This window comes from Paenibacillus sp. FSL H8-0283 (assembly GCF_045040675.1).
GTDB lineage: Bacteria > Bacillota > Bacilli > Paenibacillales > Paenibacillaceae > Paenibacillus > Paenibacillus amylolyticus.
The window spans coordinates 1,696,527-1,718,242 of the sequence record NZ_CP150295.1 but is presented as its reverse complement, the minus strand read 5'-3'; the positions used below and the strand labels follow the sequence as shown (position 1 = coordinate 1,718,242).

The window sequence follows — 21,716 nt, the reverse complement described above, 5'->3', positions numbered from 1 at the left end:
TTACACGCTAACGGAGAGTGCAGAACCAATCTGAAGAAACGAAGTGTTCGCCTTTATCACCGGATTTTCCATTTCAAAAAGGGAATCAAAAAATCTGGGGATAACAGCGATCGGAAGATGGTACTGCAATCGGAGTGACCTCGTGTAAAATTGGTCTCGGTTCATCTTACATGAACAATAAAAAAATCCCCAATCCTTGGACAAGGATCAGGGATGACGTCTCGCATATGGCGATCTGTACATGTTCAACCAAGGGTTGTCCATGCGCATAGAATAGCCCGAAACGCTGTCCTTTCCTCGAAGGAACACCGGTTTGTACGTCCAGGGCAGGTAACCTGACTTACAGGAATCATCCTGTTTTACAGTGGCGGGACCGTGCCGGATTTGCACCGGCTTCCCCATTTCACCCTTGTGTGTTTCATGACTCGTACTAAATTTGCCATGAAAACAGCCTTCACACGCGGGACCCTTGGTCGCTGATATGGTAAACCATTGCCGTGTAATTTCTGCATGCTACATACTCGTTCAGGCTTCACACCTGCAGCGTATCTGTATCCATGCTGAAGTCACACTTCTGTTGTGATTATAGGGTATATTGTACATCCTTACAACCCGATCGGCGGAAAAGTCACTATGCTGCCAAACCACTGATTCCCCTGTTGATCAAGCTGAACCTGAATCGCCTGTCCCGGTACGACATGTGTATCCCAGAACCCAAGCCCGGCAATCAGACGGGACAAGGCATACCGGATGACACCACCATGTGTGACCACAACTATGGTTGGCACTTGCCCCTCATCAACGTGCATCGAAGGACGATCCTCCAACAACATCTCTTGGAGAAAGGAATCCAACCGTCCGGTAAACTCCTGCCACGATTCCCCGCCGGGCGGAGTGACCTCCTGCGGGGTATCAATCCAGTTTCGGTACACAGGGTTATCCTTAAGCTGATCATACGTCAGCCCTTCCCACTCTCCAAAATCATTCTCGCGCAGACGCGAGTCGAACTTCACCTGTCCGATGGCATCGGGAAGAATCTGTTCCAACGTCTGCCGGCAGCGAAGTAGATCACTGCAATACACCTTGTTCCACGAAACACCGCTCAATTGTTCATGAAACGGAGCCAGTTCTTCTTTGGCATTTGGCAGCAGACCGATGTCGGTATGCCCCAGGTATCTTTTTTCCACATTCCACAGCGTTGTCCCATGACGGACCCACAGAATGTTTCGTTTCAGCGACCCGGGTTGATCCCTATGTACTTCATTGCCTGCATTCTCTTCATTTACGGCCATAACAGCGTCCCTCCTGCCAGCCACACACCCAGCGTTATGAACACGCATAGTACCACAAAAGCCCCTGCCGACCAGAACATCAGACGTGATGTTTGCACAATATCCTCGGCTTCCATCGGCCGTGTGGCCTCGCCCATGTAGGCACGAAATGAAGCAACGCCGTGATACACGTTATATCCGCCAAGCCGGATGCCCAGTGCTCCAGCCACCGCTGATTCGGGAAAACCGCTATTCGGACTTGGATGTAGTCTTGCATCCCGTGCAACCATGCGTGCTGCTCCTTTGGCGTCCAGCTTCATGACCCAGGCACCCACGATTAACAGAATCGCGGTCAGCCGGGCAGGTATCCAGTTCGCCACATCATCCAGACGGGCCGAAGCCCAGCCAAGATGCAGATACTTGTCATTTTTATATCCGACCATGGAATCCAGCGTGTTGACGGCGCGATAAGCCATCGCTAGTGGAGCGCCTCCAATGAGCGCATAGAATAAAGGCGATACAATGGCATCCACGATATTTTCGGCAACCGTCTCTACCGTTCCCCGCACAACCTCGGGTTCATCCAGATGCGCCGTATCACGTCCAACAATCATGCCCAGTGAACGTCTGGCCGCCGGCCAATCCTGCTGCTTCAGATAACGATACACTTCCATACCTGCATCCTTCAGCCCTTTTGAAGCAATGGTCGTTGCAATGAGCACCACTTCAGCTGCCGCTGCAATGACAGGGTTGATTAGTCCAAGCAGATATACGAATCCCCACGTGATCGCAAAAGAACCCCCCACAATCACAATCGGGAACAACAGCCCGGCTCTCTTCAGCCCCGAATCTGTGCGCACACGCGAGCGAATGACACGCTCCAACGCCGAGATGCCTTTTCCCATGCCAATCACCGGATGGGGAATCCAGCGCGGATCTCCGATACATCGGTCCAACAGGTACGCCAGTATAATAATCCAGGCTCCCGCCATGCCTGTCCAGAACGGCCAAGTCCATAGATGCTCCACCTCAAAAGTCATTTGTGCCTGATCCTCTCTTTCCATAACAGTCCGGCCTGAAGGCTCTCTGTCACCGTGTCGTATACCAATCTGCCTATCGCCGCCCCTGCCGTAGTCGCTGTCCCGGCATAAGTGATCATCGGCTGAGGTTCCTCCACTGCCTGACCTACCGCAATCACAATGGCGTCGGTTGTGGTGCCGGTAGCGGGCAACCCGTTCTCCGAATCCAGAACACCCGCATCCGCCAGCGCGGCCGCTTTGGCTTCCACCGCCGTCTGTACTGCATTCACCATCGCCCCGGTGGTCATGCGTCCATTCAACCAGAGCATGATGTTAATTGTACCCGGGACATAGGATGGCATCGTCAGATTACGTGCTGAAGGAGCAGAGCGCTCCCTGCCGGAAGACATCGTCTTATTTCCCGCCGTATCAAATACCGTTCTCTCCGACCCCGCTCGTGCGGCATTTGATACACCCGCAGTGGTGCAGCACAGAAGGCCAAATTCATCACTTGTATATTCCTGAATGGAGGTATGCTCCAGCCTTACGGCCGTCAATAATCCGGCACATTGATCACGCGGCTCATGCCATTCATTCAGCGCTTGTTCGATATCACGCGGCGGATCATCACAGCGGTAATGCCTGTCCACATAGATGTTAAATATGCGATCCAGTTCAAGCATCCCGCCGCCATATACCGCACTCGACAGCGCTTGGGCAGACCTTGGGCTCTGAGCTTTGATATGTCGTTCATGTGCGGATATGTTCAGTCCCGGCCAGGAAGAGGAAGCATATTCATTCTCTTCTGTTTCTCCATTCGTAAAGTAGTTATAAAACGGGAGTGTCATTGCCGCTTCCCTCCCTGTTCCTGTTCCGAATCTTTCGGCTGCTCCTGCTGACTTGATTCATGAATGGAGGTCTGATCGACATTCGGATATCCCTTGGTTTCCAGCACGCTGCCCAGCCCTTCCAGTAATGTAGCATTGGCATCTGCATCCTTGACCGCGAAACGTACATGCCCTTTGTCAAGCCCCGGATACATGGCACAGCTACGAATCAGAATGCCTCTTCGGCCCAGCGCCTCCTGCATTGATGCCGCTGTCCAAGGGGCCGGCACACGTGCCAAAATAAAATTCGCCTCTCCCGGTGTCACCGTACATCCGTACGCCTTCAGCCCTTCGATGAGACGCCCCCGTTCCCGCGTGATCTGTGACATGGTCTCCTGTTCGTACCGTTCTCCACTGCGCAGACAGGCTTCCCCTGCCATGAGCGCCAGACCGTTGACACTCCAGGTCACCTGTTTCTTTGTCATCGCCTGAATGTATTCGGCACGGCCCAGAGCATATCCGAGACGCAAGCCCGGTATGGCATAAAACTTTGTCATCGAGCGAATGATGATCACATTCGGATAGTCATTCAGATGTGTTGCCAGGGACTGACGCCGGTCTAACGGAATAAAATCCATAAAGGCCTCGTCAATGACAAGTACGGTTCCCGTTTCTTCCGCTTTGCGGGCAAGCCTTTGTAATACCTCAAGTGGATATTGTACACCGTTTGGATTGTTGGGCTGGCCGAGGAAGAGCAGGTCTACCTTTTCCATGAGCTCCTCGATTTCCTCGGGTTCCGCTCGCCACGCCAGTTCTTCTCTTCCCTCCGTATGCACAACCTCGGCACCGAATTGTCGTGCCAACGACCGGTACTCCGAAAATCCCGGTTCCACCGTACCCACCTTGCGCGGGGCAAGCCCCAGCAGAATGAGCGCCATGCTTTCGGCTGCGCCGTTGCCCACGGAAATCAGCTCCTGCATCACACCAAGACGCTCGCTCAGCAGTGCTTTGAATCCGCGATGCGCCGGATCGGGATACCGAATCACCGACTGCAATCCTTGCTGTATAGCCTCCAGCACCCCTCTGGGTGGACCGAGTGGATTAATGTTGGCACTGAAATCCAGAAAATCAGCGGCTTCCCTCCCAAATCGTGACGCAGCCGTCTCCACGTCCCCGCCATGTCCGAACACTTCGATATAACCGGTCATTCTTCCGTCATCCTTTCTGTATGTCCTTTTTATTATGGATGGCACGGGAGGTGTGGGTCAATCCTGTTTTCTTTGTGTCCCAACCATAATTCGTTTACAATAGAAGAGGAATTTCGGTTCCTTTTGATATACAAGGTTCACTACATAAGGGACTAGCAATCCCTCACATACATTAATGGAGGAATGACCATGCTGTTTGTAGACAACCAGGGCATTACAGATCCTTCTGTAAACCTTGCGATTGAGGAGTACATTCTGAAACATCTGCCGATGGAGGATGACAGCTATCTGCTGTTCTACATCAACCGTCCGTCGATCATCATCGGAAAACATCAAAATACGATTGAAGAAATTAATATCGAGTACGTTCAGGATAACGGTGTGCAGGTGGTTCGTCGTCTTTCGGGAGGCGGAGCGGTATATCATGATCTGGGCAACCTGAATTTCAGTTTTATTACAGCGGATGACGGTCAATCCTTCCATAACTTCCGCAAGTTTACCCAGCCAGTGGTTGAAGCTTTGCACGAGCTTGGTGTAAATGCCGAGTTGACCGGGCGTAATGATCTGCAAGTGGGCGAAAAGAAAATTTCGGGCAATGCCCAGTTCTCCACACGTGGGCGTATGTTCAGTCATGGCACATTGATGTTTGATCTGAATCTGGAGCATGTTCAGGCTTCCCTGAACGTCAATCCCGAAAAATTCAAATCTAAGAGCACCAAATCCGTGCGCAGCCGGGTCGCCAACATACGGGATCTGATTGACACCAACCTGACGATTGAGCAGTTCCGCGATGAGCTGTTACGTCACATTTTCAGAATGGAGCCACAAGACGTCCCGCAATACAAGCTGACTGACAAGGACTGGGACAAAATCAAGGAAATTTCCGCTGAGCGTTATAACAACTGGGACTGGAACTATGGCTTGTCTCCGGAAAGCAATGTGAAGCACACACGCAAATTCCCTGTCGGTATCATCGATCTGCGCATGAACATCAAGGATGGACGCATCGAAGATATCAAAATCTTTGGTGACTTCTTCGGTGTAGGCGATGTAGCTGATATCGAAAATATGCTGCGCGGCAAGAGGTATGAGGAAACCGAGGTGCGTACAGCTCTGGAAGGTCTGGATGTAAAACATTACTTCGGCAACCTTGAGCTGGAAGACTTTATCGGCCTTGTTTTTTTGGAAGAGTAAAATTTAGATGTAAGTATAGTTTTAGAACGAAGTCTAAGATTACACGTTAACGGAGAAGACAGAATTCATCGGGAGAAGCGAAGCGTTCGCCTTTATCAACGGATTTCCCCTTGGGGAGATGGAATCAAAAATCCGGGGATAACAGCGATCGAAAGATGAATCTGTATTCGGAGTGGCCTCGTGTAAAACTTATTTTTTCGTTCGTTAATATAGATACAGATAAAAAAGGAGAGAAACACAGATGAGCTACAAATTGATTGCAATCGACATTGATGACACCCTGATCAACGACAACAAGGAAGTAACCCCTGCTACACAGACTGCACTGGAACAAGCAGTTGCCCATGGTGTAACTGTAACGCTGGCGACTGGACGTGCTTATGCTTCCGCACAAGCACTGGCTCGTCAAACAGGACTTAACGTGCCGATCATTACGTATCAAGGCGCATTGGTGAAAAACCTGCTGGACGAAAAAGTCCTCTATGAGCGTTACGTTCCAAAGGAAGCTTCCCGCAAATTGTATGATTACTGCCTGGAGAACAATCTCCACCTTCAAACATACATTGACGATAAGTTATATGCCCGTGAGGAAAACGACAAGCTGCGTGATTATGCCAAATTAAACGGCACCCAATATTACATCGAATCTGATTTCATCAAAGTCATCGAACAAAAAACACCAAAGCTACTTATTATCGATGAGCCAGACTACTTGGATAAGGTTGCCGTTGACTTACGTGAATTGCTCGGACCTCAAGTGCACATCACAAAGTCCAAACCTTACTTCCTGGAAATCATGCACAATGAAGGAACTAAAGGTCACGCCCTGACCTTCCTGGCTGACCATTTCGGTCACCAGCTCAGCGAGTGTATTGCTATCGGCGACTCCTGGAACGACCATGAGATGCTCGAAGTTGCCGGTCTTGGTGTAGCGATGGGAAATGCCATCCCTGCGCTGAAAGAGCTGGCGGACTACATTACGGCAAGTAATAACGAAGACGGTGTAAAAGAAGTTATCGAGAAGTTTGTGTTGAACGCAGAGTAAATGAGATCAACGAACAGCCCAGTCGGCGAATTTCGCCGTACAGGGCTGTTTTTTTGATTTTAAAAATATGTTCATTATCCTATTTAGCGATTATATTTGGTATATTTTTCTGTTATTTTTTATGTTTTGAGAGCAACAATGCGGTAATCAAGGATAATTGTAGTGAAATCGTAATCGCCATAGATAAGATGACACGATTTGTATCTGGGACATCGGCAAAAAATAAAACAATAAAAAATACAATAAATGAGATTACAATGCTAGCTATGAAATTTAAAATTATTCGTTTCATGTTTTGCCTACTTTCACGCACCACGATTCATTGTTTTACTTGCTCATGGCATGCTGGAAAGACTCCAGCAGTTTTTTGATTTGCCCATCAAATTCCAGTTGAAATGACGGAATGATCTCATCTATTCTTTTCTGGAATAACTCCGGATCTTGGACACCAAGCTCTGCTCTTAACTCCATTTCTTCTTCGGAACCGTTGTCGTTCAGGATCATGTTCAGGATTTCACCTTTAAAGTATTCACTTGGAGGAAGGATTAGAGCATTCATCAGGAACTGGGTAAAAAAGAGATGTTTATTATTTTCCTGACTCGCCTTTTTCATCGCCTGCTTAGTAAACAAGTTTATATACTTCTGAGCAAACGCAACCCCTTTCATTCGGGAAGGCCCAACATGTTCGACCCCTTTCCAACGCAGATCGGCCACAGAACTAAGCCACCAGGCTGGTTCAATGGCCTGCTGCATACGAAGCAACACTTGGCGCTCAAACTGCGGCTCAGGATGCATTCGCTGCTCATCCAAGCATTTCCCTATGGTCTCGGCTTCAATTGCAGCGACCGTCATGCCTTGACCATGGATCGGATCGAAGCTGCAGAATGCATCGCCAAGGACAAGTAATCCGGAGGGCCAATTCTCCATCAGTTCAAAATGTTGACGAACAGACTCGGAAATACGGTATCCACGAGGCCCTTGAAAAGGCTCCAGCTGGTCTGCCAACGCTACGATTTCATCCGAAGCAAACAGATGTTTGATTTGCTCTTGGAACTCATCCGGATGGGTTGGAGGATATTCATCTCCTCCTGCGTTGAACAGTAACAGACCAGCGATATCATTTTCAATGCGCCACAACATGCCTGCACGAGTTCCTTGCACAGGATCGGACTCTGTTATCACCGTTCCCCAGTCATTTTGAATAGAGGATGGTATCTTATAATAGCGGGTGCTGTAACCAAGAGACACCTTTAGCACTTCCGGCTCAGGCACGGACAACCCTATCTGTTCAAGCCATCTGATCAATTTGGAAGAACGTCCCGCGGCATCAATAACCATATCTGCTACAAGCATTGCTTCCGGATTATCCCGGCCTCTTTCTTTGGTATACACGCCTGTAATCAAACGCTGATCTTCTGATGCCACTAAACCAGTAACTTCCGTGCTCGTTAAGAAGCTTATATGATCTATGTTCTGGACTCGCTGACGCAATACCCATTCCAGCAGAGCTCTGCTGCTCGATGCAATTTTGAATGAGGAAGCAGCATTCGCTTTATTAACTAATGTACCGTAGCGATTGGCAATCATAAACTTCTCTTCATGTGAAGGAATGGCACCAAGCGCGACCAATTCGTCATTGTATCCGGGAAAGTAATGTTCCAGAATGAGTCCGCCGCGCGGTAATACACGATGTGGATGAAAGGATTGAGGCACACCCTGCCGATTTGCCGGCTCAGAAGGCAATTCATCTCGCTCAATGATACATACCTCATCATAATAATCAGATAACATCCTTGCAGTGATTAACCCTGCAATACCTGCCCCGATCACCACAGCTTTTTTCATGTCGGACATCGCCACTTCATCCTCTCTAATCCATCATATTTTATCTACACTTGTAGCCCTATCAAAAAATTACTTATAATACCAATATACACTTGAAATCTCGTTCCATGTAAGAATCAATGTGTTGATACTATATAGCTAAACTACAATAAGGAACTGATGTAGATGAAAATGATTGATAAAAAGGTGGATTTGAGAGTTACCCGAACTCATAAATTGTTAACGATGGCGCTACTCGATCTGTTATGTGAGAAAGACCAGCTATTCAGCAACATCACAATTAATGAAATATGTGACAAAGCTATGGTTCACCGAACAACGTTTTACAAACATTTCAAGGATAAATTTGCTCTGCTGTCCTCCACCCTATCTTGGGTCCTTCGGGATTATTTACACATGAATGTAGAAGATCGATTACAGCAGCCTTTGCAAAGCATATCTAAAATTCTGTTTGGAAATGTACTGGAGACAATTGTGCAGAACCAACAGAAGGATGAGGGGTTTAAGAACTTTTTCATACATTATATCGGAGAGATATTCAGAAGGGATTTTCTGGAATTGAAGAGAAGAGGTAAACAATTTTCACTTCCCATAGAACTTGTTGCCGAGTTTCACTCGGGGGTGATTCGTTTACTTGTGATGTGGTGGATACAACATTTCGAAGAAAATGTTACGGCAGAACAGATGGATGAATATTACTACCTACTGGTTAACGAGAATATCATGTTGAAATAACAAACAGCTCAACCTAAAATCAATGGCTGATTTTGAGATTGAGCTGCATACCTTCAAACTTTACCTATTTTAAAACAGATTCGGAAGCCTGCACTGTCATCCTCGCACGACTTCTTTTCTTCAACCAGCCGCTCACCTTCTCATTCATCGCCAGCAGACCTGAAACGACCAGCACTACACCGATCCATGTAACCCAGCTGACATGCTCACCGTAGACAACAGCACCAAGCCCTACGGCAATGGGTGGTGAAATGTATAACCATGTTGCTGGAAACAACGGGTTGGTACGCGACATAATCCAATAGAACAGACTATGCCCCACCATGGAGCCGATGACAGTCAAATAGATCACCGACGAGACGGCAGGCACCCAGTCCAGAGCAGACATACTCCACGATTCCGTTCCGACCGAGAGCAGGGATAACAGCAGTCCCCCATACATCATCTGCACCGCATTGATCGCTACAGGACTAGCCTCCTTGAACTGATGAATGACCTTTTTGGAGTACAATGCACCTGCTGAATAACAGACTTCCCCTACCAGTACCGCGATACAGCCCCACATAAACAGGGAACCTGCACCAAGCGATACACCTGGCAACACAACCAGTACCACACCGGTGAACCCGATCAGGCAGCCCACAATCATACGGGCAGATGTTTTTTGCCGTAACAGCGCCGTCTGCATCAACATAATCATCAAAGGCCCTGTCGCCGACAGAATGGCACCCACACCCGAGCTCACATGCTGTTCAGCCCAATATAATGTGGCAAAAGTGCCGAAGGTCAGCCCCGCTCCCGTTAACAACATCTCCTTGCGGAACAGGAGCGACCAGCTCACTTTGCCCTTCATCCTCATCCATGCAAACATCAGCGCTCCCGCGATTAAAAATCGCAATCCGGCTGACAGAAAAGGCGGCATGCCTGCCTCTACTCCAATTTTAATAGCCAGAAATGTTGTACCGAAAATAAGACACATAACCGTAAATGCAATCCCCACCATGATAACCACTCCTTTATCTGTTCTCCATCATATCTCATGGTCTACAGAACAGAATGAACAAAACAGAACAGTTTTCTCTCATTAGCTGTTACAATAGAGTTCAAAAGGAGTGTGAGCCGGGTGGGCAGAACCATGATGATGACAGATAACAGCCTGAAATTATATGAGCAAGTAATTCATTATCTCGTTGTACGTATAGAAGCGGGAGAGTGGGCCGAACATGAAAAACTGCCATCTGTACGAAGCCTGTCCGAGCTACTCGGCGTACATCGTCTGACCGTATTCAAAGCCTATCAGGAGTTAAAGGAACGTGGGAGTGTTTATGTTAAGGACAAGTCCGGCTATTATGTCAGCCCAGCGACTCCATTCTCAGTAACGGATCAGGCGGATGATCCCGCCGTGTCTGCCTGGCTGCATTGGGATTCACTTGCACGGGTACAGTCCCTTGAAGCAGAATACCAATTTTCCAAATCGTTAATCGATCCCTCTCTGCTGCCCAACCGGTATTGGGGTGAACTAATGCGTGATCTGCTGGATCAATATCCCCGTTTGCTCGGAACGTATTCCACGATTCAGGGAGATCTGGAATTGCGAAGTGCGCTGGCAAGCCATCTAACGAAAAAAGAACGCTTCTACCTCTCTGCAGACGAAGTGCTCATTACTTCGGGGGCGCAGCAAGCGATTGATGTCATCTCGCGGACGCTGGTCAAACCCGGGGATCGGGTGTTGATGGAACGGCCTACGTATGGACCGGCAATGGAGATTTTCCGCAAACAAGGTGCTCGTCTGATCTTTACGGATATTCACTCGGATGGGTATGATCTGGAGCAGATCGAACATCTGATGAAGAGTGAGAAGCCGCGCCTCTTTTATATGACACCGACCTTTCAGAATCCAACCGGCCTTAATGTTCCAGTAGAACAGCGTAAGCAGTTACCTGAACTTGCAGAACAGTATGGTTGTTTTCTGCTCGAAGACGACAGTACCTATGATATCTATTTTAAGGAGAAACCTCCTGCACCCATTTTCACCTACGATACTACTGGACACACTCTGTACATCCGCAGTTACAGCAAGTATGTTGTACCCGGGCTACGGATTGCAGCCATCATATGCCGCCAGCGATTCATGCCAGGACTACAGGCTGTAAAATCACTGACAGATAACGGATCGCCCCTTCTGAACCAGAAGCTTTTTCTCCGTTATTTTCAGTCAGAACGCATGCATCAGCATCTGTCCAAGCTGCGGACCGCCATCCAGCTACGGATGGAAGTGATGGAACAATCTCTGCTGGAAACGGACTGGACGTGGACCCGGCCGGAGGGCGGACTCAACTTTTGGGTAGAGCTTCCTGAGGGTGTGGATACAGGGAGACTGCTCCACCGATGCATGGAACAATCCGTTGCCTTTGTACCCGGAACCGTATTTGATTCTTCGGATCATTCAGCCAGTCGCAAGCTGCGCCTGTCCTTCTCTTATGCACATGAGCAGCAGATTCGAGAAGGCATGAGCAGGCTCATTACGCTTGCGAAAGAAATGTAACATTTTGATACTCTTGGATTGAAGCCAATCCGAAGAATATCAAGTGCAATTTGTCACTCGTATCGCTGCATCAAAAAAAGTCGCCTTATGGCGACTTTACTTTTGGTGTTCTATAGTATTTACCTTATTTACCTGCACCCGCTCTGTGCTTAGAGGTCTTTTCTTGCAAACAAGCGAATGGTAATGAGATAGGACAGCAAAAACAAACCTATAATGCCTACAGAAACCAATGCCCTTGTCGTTGTGGTAATTATACCGTTCTCGTTGGCCATATTCATCAGGTACGCAACGGGTTGCGCCAGTATAATCATGCAGACCATGAATATCGCATTGATGATACCAGCACCTTTTTTGCTAAGTCCGTAGAAAAGAGGCATGTATATGGAAACTAATACAAGCACCATGCCTACGGCAATGACAATATCCCTAAGTGAATAATTCGGCTTGTTCAGTTCAGGATAATTCAGGTTCACAAGCTGGTGAATCCCAAACGACGCGAGTACCCCGAATAACGTATAGATTATAGCAGAAAGGTACTTGGCTTTTACAATCTGTTTGCGGCTAACGGGGAGTGTGACCAGGAAATTGTGATTATGGTTTTTGATATCAATCATGGTTGCCAGCATGACCGAACCAAAGGCTGTGTAGATGCCTACAAAATACATTGACATTTCACTCTTAGGTATAAAGGCGAGACTAAATACCACCAGGTATAACCCAATCGTCCACAGTGAACTTTTTAGTACAATGAAATCTTTACGAAGCAAGTTAAGCATATTTGCGTCCTCCCTTCGCCGTAAAATAAATGAGGTCTTCTAACGTAGGTCTTTGTAAAAGAGCTAACCTGCCAAATAACCGTTCGGCCTCTGCCTTATGATCCGACAATGCTTCAAAACCAACGGCTGTCTCGCGTATTCCGATGAAATGTTTCCGAATGTCGGAATCAAGCAGACCCATATCCCCTTTTACAATCGTATACCTTTCCAGCACATCATCTTTTGCCTCGTTAAACACCAGTTTCCCTTGATGAATAAACGTAATGTAGTCTGCAATACGTTCCAGATCCGTCGTAATATGCGTTGAGAAAATAATAGACCTTGTTTCGTCCTGTATCATATCTGCAAGCAGATCAAGCAGTTCCCGCCTAAACACAGGATCAAGCCCGGATGTCGGTTCATCCATAATCAGCAGATCCGCTTCATGCGACAAAGCTACGGCGAGAGAATACTTAATCTTCATGCCTTTGGATAGATCCTGGATTTTCTTTTTGGGAGACAGTTCGAACTGATCCAAGTAGTCATTGAACGCTTTATTATCCCATTTGGTGTAGAAAGGAGCGATCATTTGTGTCATCTCCCGGATCGTTAGATGCTCATAATAAAAGCATTCATCTGACACAATGCCAAGGCGTTGCTTGATATCAACTTCCTGATTTGGCATCTCACTGCCCAATGTCTTGAGGCTCCCCTTATCGGGCTGGATCAGACCCGTGATCATTTTGATCAAAGTACTCTTTCCCGCCCCATTCGGACCAATAAGTCCCGTGATATACCCTTTTTTCACATCCAGAGATACATTATCTACTTTAAATAAGGGATACGTTTTGGTTACATTACGTAATTCGATAGCGTTCATTATGCTTATTCCTCCTCAACCAACAATGTAAGATGATGGATTACATCCTGTGAACTCATGCCCAGTTCTCTGCTCTCACGAATCACTTCGAGCATCTTTTCTTCCAATTGTTTCATCCGCCGCTCTCGAATAAAGTCCTGATTGGCTCCGGATACAAAGCTCCCTTTGCCTACAACTGAATCGATCAGTTTCTCCTTCTCCAGCTCTTCATAGACACGTTTAGTTGTAATAACACTGACTTGCAGATCCTTGGCGAGCTGCCGAATGGAGGGAAGACTATCTCCAGCAACCAATTCTCCGCTCAAGATGCTCTGTCTGATCTGAGTTAGAATCTGCATGTAGATCGGATCGCTCGAAGCATTCGATATTAAAATGTTAATCTTTCCTCACCTCATTGATGTTACGTAGTTTCCAGTAGGTATAGTGTGTATATATAATATATACACTATACCTACCGATGGTCAATCTTTATTTCACATTATTCTCATTCTGATTCGATCCATAGACACGGGCTAGCTAATCTGGACGACAAAAAGAGGACGTCAGTTTCCTGTTCGTCCTCTTGATTAATCAAGCCCGAAAGGTCATATGACCTCCCAGGCTAATGTTATGTGCTGGATATGACCTTATCCACCAATCCATATTCGACTGCTTCCGCAGCGGTCAGGAAATAGTCTCGATCCGAGTCCTTCTCAATCCGCTCAATCGACTGCCCTGTATGGTCGGCTAACAGCTTGTTAAGACGCTGACGATGCTGAATGATACGGTTAGCATGAATCAGCATATCCGACGCCTGCCCTCGCGTACCGCCATGTGGCTGATGGATCATGATCTCACTGTTTGGCAATGCCATACGCTTGCCTTTTGTTCCACCTACCAGCAATATCGTGCCAAAGCTTGCCGCCATACCTGTACAGATTGTGGAGATATCCGGCTTCACAAATTGCATCGTGTCATAGATCGAAAATCCTGCGGTCACCGACCCACCAGGACTGTTGATGTACATCTGGATGTCCTTCTCCGGGTCCTCTGCAGTCAAAAACAACAACTGAGCCACGATGGCATTTGCCATCTGATCCTCAATTTCTCCAGACACCATAATGATCCGATCTTTGAGCAAACGTGAATAAATATCATAACTCCGCTCTCCGCGAGCTGTCTGTTCCACTACATAGGGTACTACATTCATGTGTGTCGCCTCCTCGGTTTAGGCAACCATGTTGACCGTGTACCCACCTCCATACGACATCGAGTTCATACTAGAAGTGGAGTACCCGTACATCATTGGCTGCATGGATGGAGACGGCAAAGCCTGCTGCAAAATCGTGCCCGCCACAGCCATCGGATCATCAGTCTGATTCAGGCACAGATCAATAATTCGAGCTGTATCTCCATTACGAAATGCCAGCAGATAGCTGCGCAGTTCCTCCCGATTGTCCTCGACTGCGCCTTCCTCATACTGAAATTCTGTGTCTGATTGTTCCAACCTGTGCCTCACTTCAGCTATGGCAGAGCGGGCTCGACTTAACGTTGCTTTCACAGCACCTTCTGTCGTATCCAACATCTCCGCAGTCTCTGCCGCCTTATAACCCATTAATTCACGTAATACATATATCACTCGCTGCCACGGTGGTAGCTTATCTACAAGAAGTTGAACGGCAGACTCCAATTCCTCAAATTGCCTTTCCTCCTCCATCTCGTGCAGGAGCGGCTTCAAGCTATCCAGTTTATAAGCCAATCTCTCTCGCTGACGTAAGATATCAATCCAGCTGTTGCGTGCAATACGAATCAGATAAGCTTCCCAGTTTATATCTTTATTCATCCCGGAAGTTCCAACCACTCTCGACGACAACACTTTGAGACAGGTCTCCTGAACCAGATCCTCCGTGTCTGGAACTGATTTCGTCAGAGATAGACAATACGCATACAACGAACCCATCAGATCGGGTAGTACGGTATGGATGCTTGGGTTCAATTGATTTTTTCTGTCGTTTCCATTTAATTCAATATCGAATTTATCTTGTTTACCATCATCATGTGGTCTGTTGATTCTGCAATCCACGGACTTCACAAAGGCCATCTTGGGGGCCCCCCTTTGCTGGTTCCTGATTGATTTTGACTTACACTATGTAAACGAAGAACCCCTTGTAAAGGATACGCTCTTCTGAATTTATTTTTGTTACGCTAGTTAAGTTGAGTTACGCATTCGTTTCCAGCTTTAATGTTCCAAGCGGCACCTTCATCCCGGTAAGGGCAATCGTAATACCTTGATCCAGATTATAATTCTGCCGTACATCGACGTCATGAGACATATGTGTAAAATATGTATGACCTGGCTTCAGTTCCCACAGCAGCTCCTGCGCCTCACGCATATCGTACACGGAACGTGTTGAGAATTCCGCAAGTTCATGCACAAAGCTTGTTCCAAGCACCAGCAGATCCAGTCCGTGCAACGGCTCTTTCTCGGCATCCTTCAGGTCAATAGCATCTGAACAGTACGCCCAGCTATACCCACCCTGATCCAATCGATAGGCGTACGAATACCCGTTATGTCCATGGCATACTTTCCAGGAATGTACCTTCCAGCCGCCTAGTTCAATATCATCATCCGTTTCCAGAAAGTCCATATGACGACCCAACCAGGGAAACTGTCCCTGAATGGTGGCAATCACTTCGCGTGGTGCATACAAACGCCCCTTTACACCCAACCACCGGCATGCATCCGCCCATTCTGGCAATCCTCCAATATGGTCAAAATGGGCATGAGTGATGAGCAGCGTATGCACCATACGCAATCCCTGATCCTCCATCTGTGATCTCCAGTCTGGTCCGCAGTCAATCATGAACTGTTCACCCTCACCATCCCCACCACCGTCAATCAGAACAGAAGAGCGTTTCCGTTTATTCTCTCCCGTAAGCCTCGCCTCTGTACATATTTCGCAATCACAATACACACGTGGAACGCCCATCGCATCGCCAGTGCCCAGAAATGTTAGCTGATTCAATCCGCATTCCCCCTGAATTAATGATATGTAGATTGTAATCGTCAACCTCTGTTTTTGCAAAAAAAAGACCATCCCGCTGCAGTTCTCCATTGCAATTCGGGACAGTCTGTGGTCTGACCGTTCACCGTCAGACTTTAATTCCATGCTTCGCTCCATTCGGGAGCGTACGCTTCGTCAGCATGTGGTGCAACCTTATAAGCGGGTCATCCGCATGAAGATCAGGCCTTACCTTTTAAACAGGCCACGACCGATTAATTCGAGTCACATCCACTCCACGCTGGAACTATACCAGTGCCCGCAGCTTCAACGTCAGTTCCTGACCCGCAGGTACATCCTTCGAATCCGTAATGACCCAGTTCGATGCAAGCCGCTTCGCCAGTACCTCTGCCTGCTCCGGTTTCAACTGTAATCCGGTGACGATTCCTTCACCCACCGTGAAGTCTTTCTCCGGCTGCACCTTAAAGGCCTTTTCCAACCAGATTCCGAGTCCACCACGCGTGTTAAAAGTAATCCGGTAGCCGTCTTTCACTGCTGCCTCCAGATTTTCACCATGCTCATCCGCATACGAGAAAAATTCGTTATATCGGTATTCCTCTTCAGACACGGCGTCAAAAGCGGAAACATCTTTGGCTTGAATGGCTTTTAATATTTCTTCCTCAGGCATCCCCTTACCGCGGGCCTGCTCCAGTCGAATCGCTGTACTTTGGGATAATTTGATCTCTGCACTCATCCAACTCACACCTTCCTGCTAGTACTATGTAACAATTATGATTCAGTATACCCCTATTATAACCTTTTGGCAGTAAAAAACCTCCATCTCTACTTCCATTGAAATGAAGAGTGAGCTTCCGGTCTCAAGTTTACTTTCATTATTTTGAAATAGTAACTATCATATTTAAATAGAACAAAATAAAAATATTTACATAATATACAATTTAACCTAATATATAGTTGTCCGGACTTAGTTCAAATAATCACATTGTTAAGGGAGGATTTTTCATGAAATTTGGAAAAATTTTAAAAAGCACTACTTTCACTCTGATTTTCACTGGTTTGCTAGCATCAAGTGCTTTAGCCGCTGGTACCGGTGATAATCCAACACCAACGAAAGATATTCCAAGCTTAAAACAACATCAAGTGCTTCCAAAAAAATTAAAAGATTTACAAATTCACAAGGATAAAGCCGAGAGTAAATTCCGAATAATGGCAATAGGTGACTTAAAAACGGTAGGTGTTACCCCTTTCAAACAGGAAACAACATATTGGTGTGGACCAGCTACGTCTAAGCAAGTATTAAATTACCTAAATGGCAGTTCAGAATCACAATCATATTATGCGCAAAAATTAGGAACCACAAAAGATGGAACTGACTTTACAGTTGTTGATGACGTACTAAATAATCTTCAATCAAACTATACTTATTCATACTCTACGTCACTTCCAATTGAATCATGGAAGTATGCCATCATGTATTCATCGGATAACTACCATCCAGCTGTATTAGATTTAAAAATTACCGGAAATGAATTAGAAAATTATACGGGAACTGTAAGCGGTCATATAATAAATGTCTCAGGTTATGATTTTAGAACAAATGATGCAAAAGTAAGACTCACTGATCCTTACGATCAAGGAAATAGAGGGAAAACGCATGGTAATAAGTGGTACACGCTTGAAAAAGTGTGGCAAGCTAATCAAAACCACTTTAGACAAGCAATTATATGGTAAAATCAGGTTAAAGAAGGGAAGCATGCTTCCCTTCTTTACTACTCTACAGGAGGCTTCAACATGAAAGAGAAGTATAGATGCATTTATTTCTATCTCATCATTGTGCTTATATTACTACTTACAGCCTGTAATCAATCAACTCCAGCAAATCAAACTATAGATCAACATTCACTTGAAAAACCTTCTAGTACATTGGAAACTGCACCTGAAACTAATTTAACAGATTTATCTCAAAAGCCAACGTTATCCGAACTTCCACAAGCTAAACCCGATGTTAAATTTAAGCTTCCTTACACAATCGATTCAATTACAATTAAAAATGATATTCTAGAGCGTAACACCATCGTTTCCAGCTATAAAAATGATAACGGTATCGTCATTTTTAGTAGAGATTTTTCTACAACTGAAGTGATGGAGATGGAAATCATTCAGTTTGACACGAAAAACAATACCTATATCCCCCAATATCGTGCTGCGAAAGGCATGATTATCAATACCCTAGTGTCCGTTGGTGATGACTTATTTTGGGTGGAAAATCCATCCAAGTCAACGGATAATACTACTCCATGGAAAATTAAACGAATGAAACGAGATGATCTTGATGCAACCGCTACCGTTTTTACCGAAGGGATTAGCGAAGATCAGATAGCTGTTCCAGTATTAAGATCCAATCAAGATGAAATTAGCTGGATAGAGAAGAAGATTACCAATCACATCGTGAAGAACGAAGCTTACATTTATAATGTTAAGACTCGTATTAAGACCACGGTTGCCACACAATTTCTAAATGAACAATCAAAGAACAGAGAAGGGATATTCCTTGATTTACAAAGGCCTGTTAAAGAAGGATTATTGATACAACAAACGGTTTTTGAAAATAAAGATTCGAATAATGAAAAACGGTTTGACATTGTTATGTATCCTAAAGACCATTCCGAACCTGAGCTGATTGTTAAAGATCGTGAAGACATTTATGATTTCACAGTAAATGAGCAATGGATTGTATTGACAACAGAGAGTAATACTGAAATCCTAGATAGAAAAACAAAGAAATTGATCTATTCCATTGTTCACGACAGCTCGCTACTCGGTGGATACTCGCCTTTTTTATTTAAAAATCAGCTTATCTACAAGCAATCCCCCTATATTATGGTTGTAGATTTGACTACTGGTAATAAACAACGATTAACAACAAAAGAAGGAAGTTATACACCTATTACTAATTTCGGGGATATTCTTACCTTTACTCGTATGGATCTTGGAAAGGACAGAACTCAAGCAGAATTATTTTTTGTTAACTTGAATCCTTAGAACACCATTAATATTGATTTAATAATATTTCTATAGAAACCCTGTTATAACTTACCCTCACTGTAAATGGACTCCCCATGGTTAGACATTATCTAACCATGGGGAGTCCATTTCAATAATAATCTAAACGATTATCGTACAAAGATTTAAGTCTCTGTACTAAGTAAACAAGCGTCCAACTTCATAATTGAACCTATATTCCCGCAAGCACCTGATACCACACGCCGCGTTTGGAGTACAACGTACTGCGTACCTCGTCCCATCCACCCAGATAGTTGATATCAAATAGTCCTTCTGGCGTTGGGAATGTCGACTCCGTCTGTGCAAATACTTCCGGATCTACTGAACGAAAACCATGCTTGGCAAAAATACGTTGCGCTTCTGGTGTACGCAGATATGCGACAAAGGCTTCTGCCAGTTCGCGATTTCCATGTTTATCGGCATATTTATTCACCACAACTGCCGGGTTCTCAATCAGGATCGTATTTTTTGGAATGACGATGTCATAATCTACACCTTTGGCGATCCGGGCAAGCAATTCATTTTCATACGTGACGATGACATCACCCACACCATATTCGAATGCCGCCATCGAAGAACGCCCACTCTTGTCCAATGATTCAACGTTACGATGTACCTGTTCGAGAAAAGCCTTGGCTACGGCAGGATCTTTCTTACCCTCTTGCTCCTCCGACAGTTTCAATCCGGCACCATAAATGGCATTAATGTCCCATTGTGCGCCTCCGGATGTCTTTGGATTGGGGTACAGTACCTTCACTCCTGGCTTGGTTAAGTCCTGAAAATCACGAATACCGAGCGGGTTGCCCGCTCTTGTGCCCAGAACAACAATTGAACGGGTGATCATGCCCTCATTAGGGGTCTGTTTCCAATCAGAGCTAACCAGATCGGCTTTGACCAACTTCTCGATATCACTCTCCATCGCGAGCAAGGCTACATCAGCCTCGAATCCACCAACGATGGCTCTTGCCTGTGTGCCCGAAGCTTCATAGGATTCTTGAAAGTTAATCGTCTGTCCGGTTTTTGCCTTCCACTCCTCTTGGAACTTGGGTAGCAATTCGCCTACAGCATCTTTCGCTACACTATAAGCACCAATCACCAGCGTATTGGATGAATCGTTACCAGAGGGCTCGTTCTGTTCACTCGACTCCTCCTGCTTGCTGCATCCAGCGGTCATGCAGACGAGCAGAAGCATGAGGGCAACATATAAGAGTATGGCTTTCTTCTTCCTCGTCTGCATGGGCAGCCCCTTTCTTCCACTTGATCTAAATCATCACCGGCATCGGATCTTCCTTCAGTCGGTTCTCAACCACCCAACTGTTGGAGTCATTGAACAGGTATGCACGGTGTACAAGGACTCGAATTTGTTGACCGATCTCCAATGTCGTTTTCTCCAGGGAACGATATGTGATTAACTTATGACCCTGTACGTCCACCTCTACCATCCATTCACTACCGCGGAAATGAAGATGTTTGACTGTACCTTTTTCCGTTGCAGACAACATGGTGAATTCGTTTTTCAAGCCGATTTCAATATACTCCGGTCGAATCAGCGCTTTGGTATGTTCACCCTCGACGGCATGTTCGAATCCTTTCAACTGGGAGGCATCCTCCACAACCGTAGACTCCCCGATAAATGTAGCCACAAACGGTGTCTGAGGGTTTTTGTAGATATCCCAAGGTGTGCCCTTCTGTTCCAGACGACCCTGACTGATAATCATAATCTCGTCCGCCACTTCAATCGCTTCATCCTGATCATGCGTTACAAAAATCGAAGTGATTCCCACCCGCTCGATTAGCTCCCGCAACCATGAACGCAGTTCCTGACGGATCTTGGCATCAATAGCCGCGAACGGTTCGTCCAGCAATAACAGCTGTGGCTCCGGGGCGAGTGCTCTGGCAAAAGCAACACGTTGACGCTGCCCACCAGATAACTGATGTGGATAGCGCTGTTCGAAACCTTTTAACCCGGTCAATTCAACCAGTTCCATCACCCGATCACGGATCTGGGCTTTTGGCGTCTTCTTGACCTTGAGTCCAAAGGCGATATTCTCAAATACCGTCATATGTTTGAACAAGGCATAGTTCTGGAATACAAATCCGATGCCCCGCTCCTGTGGAGGCAGATGGTTCACAACTTTTCCGTGAAAGCGAATCTCTCCGGAACCCGGATTCTCCAGACCCGCAAGCATCCGCAGGATGGACGTCTTCCCGCCTCCGCTGGGTCCAAGCAGACCGATCAGATGACCTTTGGCAATATCGAATGAGACATCTTTTACCGCATGAAAATCACCGAAATGTTTGTTCAGATCACGGACTTCTACATGCAT

General features: G+C 46.3%; 21 protein-coding genes and 1 riboswitch. Of the genes, 6 read left to right on the top strand and 15 right to left on the bottom strand.

What is annotated here, in order from left to right:
• Positions 1–307: 307 nt before the first annotated feature.
• Positions 308–426: riboswitch (cobalamin riboswitch) on the bottom strand.
• Positions 427–605: 179 nt separating this feature from the next.
• Genes MHI52_RS07675 through cobD form a run of 4 tightly spaced genes read right to left on the bottom strand, consistent with a single transcriptional unit; the run spans position 606 to position 4,325 of the window.
• Positions 606–1,292, bottom strand: a complete 687-nt coding sequence (locus tag MHI52_RS07675; RefSeq protein ID WP_405158768.1) for a histidine phosphatase family protein — start codon at positions 1,290–1,292, stop codon at positions 606–608.
• Complete coding sequence (gene cbiB / locus MHI52_RS07670) at positions 1,283–2,263, bottom strand: adenosylcobinamide-phosphate synthase CbiB (RefSeq protein ID WP_405159368.1); 981 nt, start codon at positions 2,261–2,263, stop codon at positions 1,283–1,285. Before cbiB ends, MHI52_RS07675 begins: the two co-directional genes overlap by 10 nt.
• Before the next feature lie 44 nt (positions 2,264–2,307).
• Positions 2,308–3,138, bottom strand: coding sequence for an adenosylcobinamide amidohydrolase (locus MHI52_RS07665; RefSeq protein ID WP_405158767.1), 831 nt, complete (start codon positions 3,136–3,138; stop codon positions 2,308–2,310).
• Positions 3,135–4,325: a threonine-phosphate decarboxylase CobD gene (cobD, locus tag MHI52_RS07660; RefSeq protein ID WP_405158766.1), complete on the bottom strand. Its 1,191-nt coding sequence runs from the start codon at positions 4,323–4,325 to the stop codon at positions 3,135–3,137. Before cobD ends, MHI52_RS07665 begins: the two co-directional genes overlap by 4 nt.
• A 189-nt stretch (positions 4,326–4,514) precedes the next feature.
• Here cobD and MHI52_RS07655 point away from each other — a divergent pair, with 189 nt between their 5' ends.
• Both MHI52_RS07655 and MHI52_RS07650 read left to right on the top strand, forming a co-directional pair.
• Positions 4,515–5,519 (top strand): lipoate--protein ligase, encoded by a 1,005-nt coding sequence (locus MHI52_RS07655; RefSeq protein WP_036610740.1) that lies wholly within the window; start codon positions 4,515–4,517, stop codon positions 5,517–5,519.
• Positions 5,520–5,760: 241 nt separating this feature from the next.
• Positions 5,761–6,564 (top strand): Cof-type HAD-IIB family hydrolase, encoded by an 804-nt coding sequence (locus tag MHI52_RS07650; protein WP_282319017.1) that lies wholly within the window; start codon positions 5,761–5,763, stop codon positions 6,562–6,564.
• 327 nt (positions 6,565–6,891) lie between these two features.
• On the opposite strand, the gene MHI52_RS07645 is transcribed toward MHI52_RS07650, so the two are convergent.
• Entirely contained in the window at positions 6,892–8,418 is a 1,527-nt protein-coding gene (locus MHI52_RS07645; protein ID WP_405158765.1) for an NAD(P)/FAD-dependent oxidoreductase, read from the bottom strand.
• Between the two features lie 156 nt (positions 8,419–8,574).
• Here MHI52_RS07645 and MHI52_RS07640 point away from each other — a divergent pair, with 156 nt between their 5' ends.
• A complete protein-coding gene (locus MHI52_RS07640; RefSeq protein ID WP_405158764.1) occupies positions 8,575–9,144 on the top strand; it encodes a TetR/AcrR family transcriptional regulator in 570 nt (189 codons plus the stop codon).
• Between the two features lie 64 nt (positions 9,145–9,208).
• On the opposite strand, the gene MHI52_RS07635 is transcribed toward MHI52_RS07640, so the two are convergent.
• Complete coding sequence (locus MHI52_RS07635; RefSeq protein WP_036610747.1) at positions 9,209–10,147, bottom strand: DMT family transporter; 939 nt, start codon at positions 10,145–10,147, stop codon at positions 9,209–9,211.
• Between the two features lie 120 nt (positions 10,148–10,267).
• On the opposite strand from MHI52_RS07635, the gene MHI52_RS07630 reads away from it, so the two are divergent.
• On the top strand, positions 10,268–11,689 hold the full coding sequence (locus tag MHI52_RS07630) for a PLP-dependent aminotransferase family protein (RefSeq protein ID WP_405158763.1): 1,422 nt from the start codon (positions 10,268–10,270) through the stop codon (positions 11,687–11,689).
• 149 nt (positions 11,690–11,838) lie between these two features.
• Here MHI52_RS07630 and MHI52_RS07625 read toward each other — a convergent pair whose 3' ends face one another.
• From MHI52_RS07625 to MHI52_RS07595, 7 genes are all read right to left on the bottom strand, one after another.
• The gene (locus MHI52_RS07625; protein ID WP_405158762.1) at positions 11,839–12,465 is read right to left on the bottom strand and encodes an ABC-2 transporter permease; all 627 of its coding nucleotides are present in this window, start codon (positions 12,463–12,465) and stop codon (positions 11,839–11,841) included.
• Entirely contained in the window at positions 12,458–13,324 is an 867-nt protein-coding gene (locus tag MHI52_RS07620; protein ID WP_076319127.1) for an ABC transporter ATP-binding protein, read from the bottom strand. Before MHI52_RS07620 ends, MHI52_RS07625 begins: the two co-directional genes overlap by 8 nt.
• Before the next feature lie 5 nt (positions 13,325–13,329).
• Complete coding sequence (locus MHI52_RS07615; RefSeq protein ID WP_036610760.1) at positions 13,330–13,704, bottom strand: GntR family transcriptional regulator; 375 nt, start codon at positions 13,702–13,704, stop codon at positions 13,330–13,332.
• A gap of 227 nt (positions 13,705–13,931) precedes the next feature.
• Positions 13,932–14,513, bottom strand: coding sequence for an ATP-dependent Clp endopeptidase proteolytic subunit ClpP (gene clpP, locus MHI52_RS07610; RefSeq protein ID WP_036610761.1), 582 nt, complete (start codon positions 14,511–14,513; stop codon positions 13,932–13,934).
• An 18-nt stretch (positions 14,514–14,531) separates the two neighbouring features.
• Complete coding sequence (locus MHI52_RS07605) at positions 14,532–15,404, bottom strand: RNA polymerase sigma factor (RefSeq protein ID WP_405158761.1); 873 nt, start codon at positions 15,402–15,404, stop codon at positions 14,532–14,534.
• A gap of 118 nt (positions 15,405–15,522) precedes the next feature.
• Positions 15,523–16,329, bottom strand: a complete 807-nt coding sequence (locus MHI52_RS07600; protein WP_405158760.1) for an MBL fold metallo-hydrolase — start codon at positions 16,327–16,329, stop codon at positions 15,523–15,525.
• 283 nt (positions 16,330–16,612) lie between these two features.
• Positions 16,613–17,059, bottom strand: coding sequence for a hypothetical protein (locus MHI52_RS07595; RefSeq protein WP_076327244.1), 447 nt, complete (start codon positions 17,057–17,059; stop codon positions 16,613–16,615).
• A gap of 269 nt (positions 17,060–17,328) precedes the next feature.
• Here MHI52_RS07595 and MHI52_RS07590 point away from each other — a divergent pair, with 269 nt between their 5' ends.
• Together MHI52_RS07590 and MHI52_RS07585 are read left to right on the top strand one after the other, a co-directional pair.
• On the top strand, positions 17,329–18,057 hold the full coding sequence (locus MHI52_RS07590) for a C39 family peptidase (protein ID WP_405158759.1): 729 nt from the start codon (positions 17,329–17,331) through the stop codon (positions 18,055–18,057).
• A gap of 60 nt (positions 18,058–18,117) precedes the next feature.
• The gene (locus MHI52_RS07585) at positions 18,118–19,368 is read left to right on the top strand and encodes a hypothetical protein (protein WP_405158758.1); all 1,251 of its coding nucleotides are present in this window, start codon (positions 18,118–18,120) and stop codon (positions 19,366–19,368) included.
• Positions 19,369–19,561: 193 nt separating this feature from the next.
• Here the strand turns inward: MHI52_RS07585 and MHI52_RS07580 are convergent, their stop codons facing one another.
• The gene (locus tag MHI52_RS07580) at positions 19,562–20,626 is read right to left on the bottom strand and encodes a sulfate ABC transporter substrate-binding protein (protein WP_405158757.1); all 1,065 of its coding nucleotides are present in this window, start codon (positions 20,624–20,626) and stop codon (positions 19,562–19,564) included.
• 25 nt (positions 20,627–20,651) lie between these two features.
• Complete coding sequence (locus tag MHI52_RS07575; RefSeq protein WP_036610770.1) at positions 20,652–21,716, bottom strand: sulfate/molybdate ABC transporter ATP-binding protein; 1,065 nt, start codon at positions 21,714–21,716, stop codon at positions 20,652–20,654.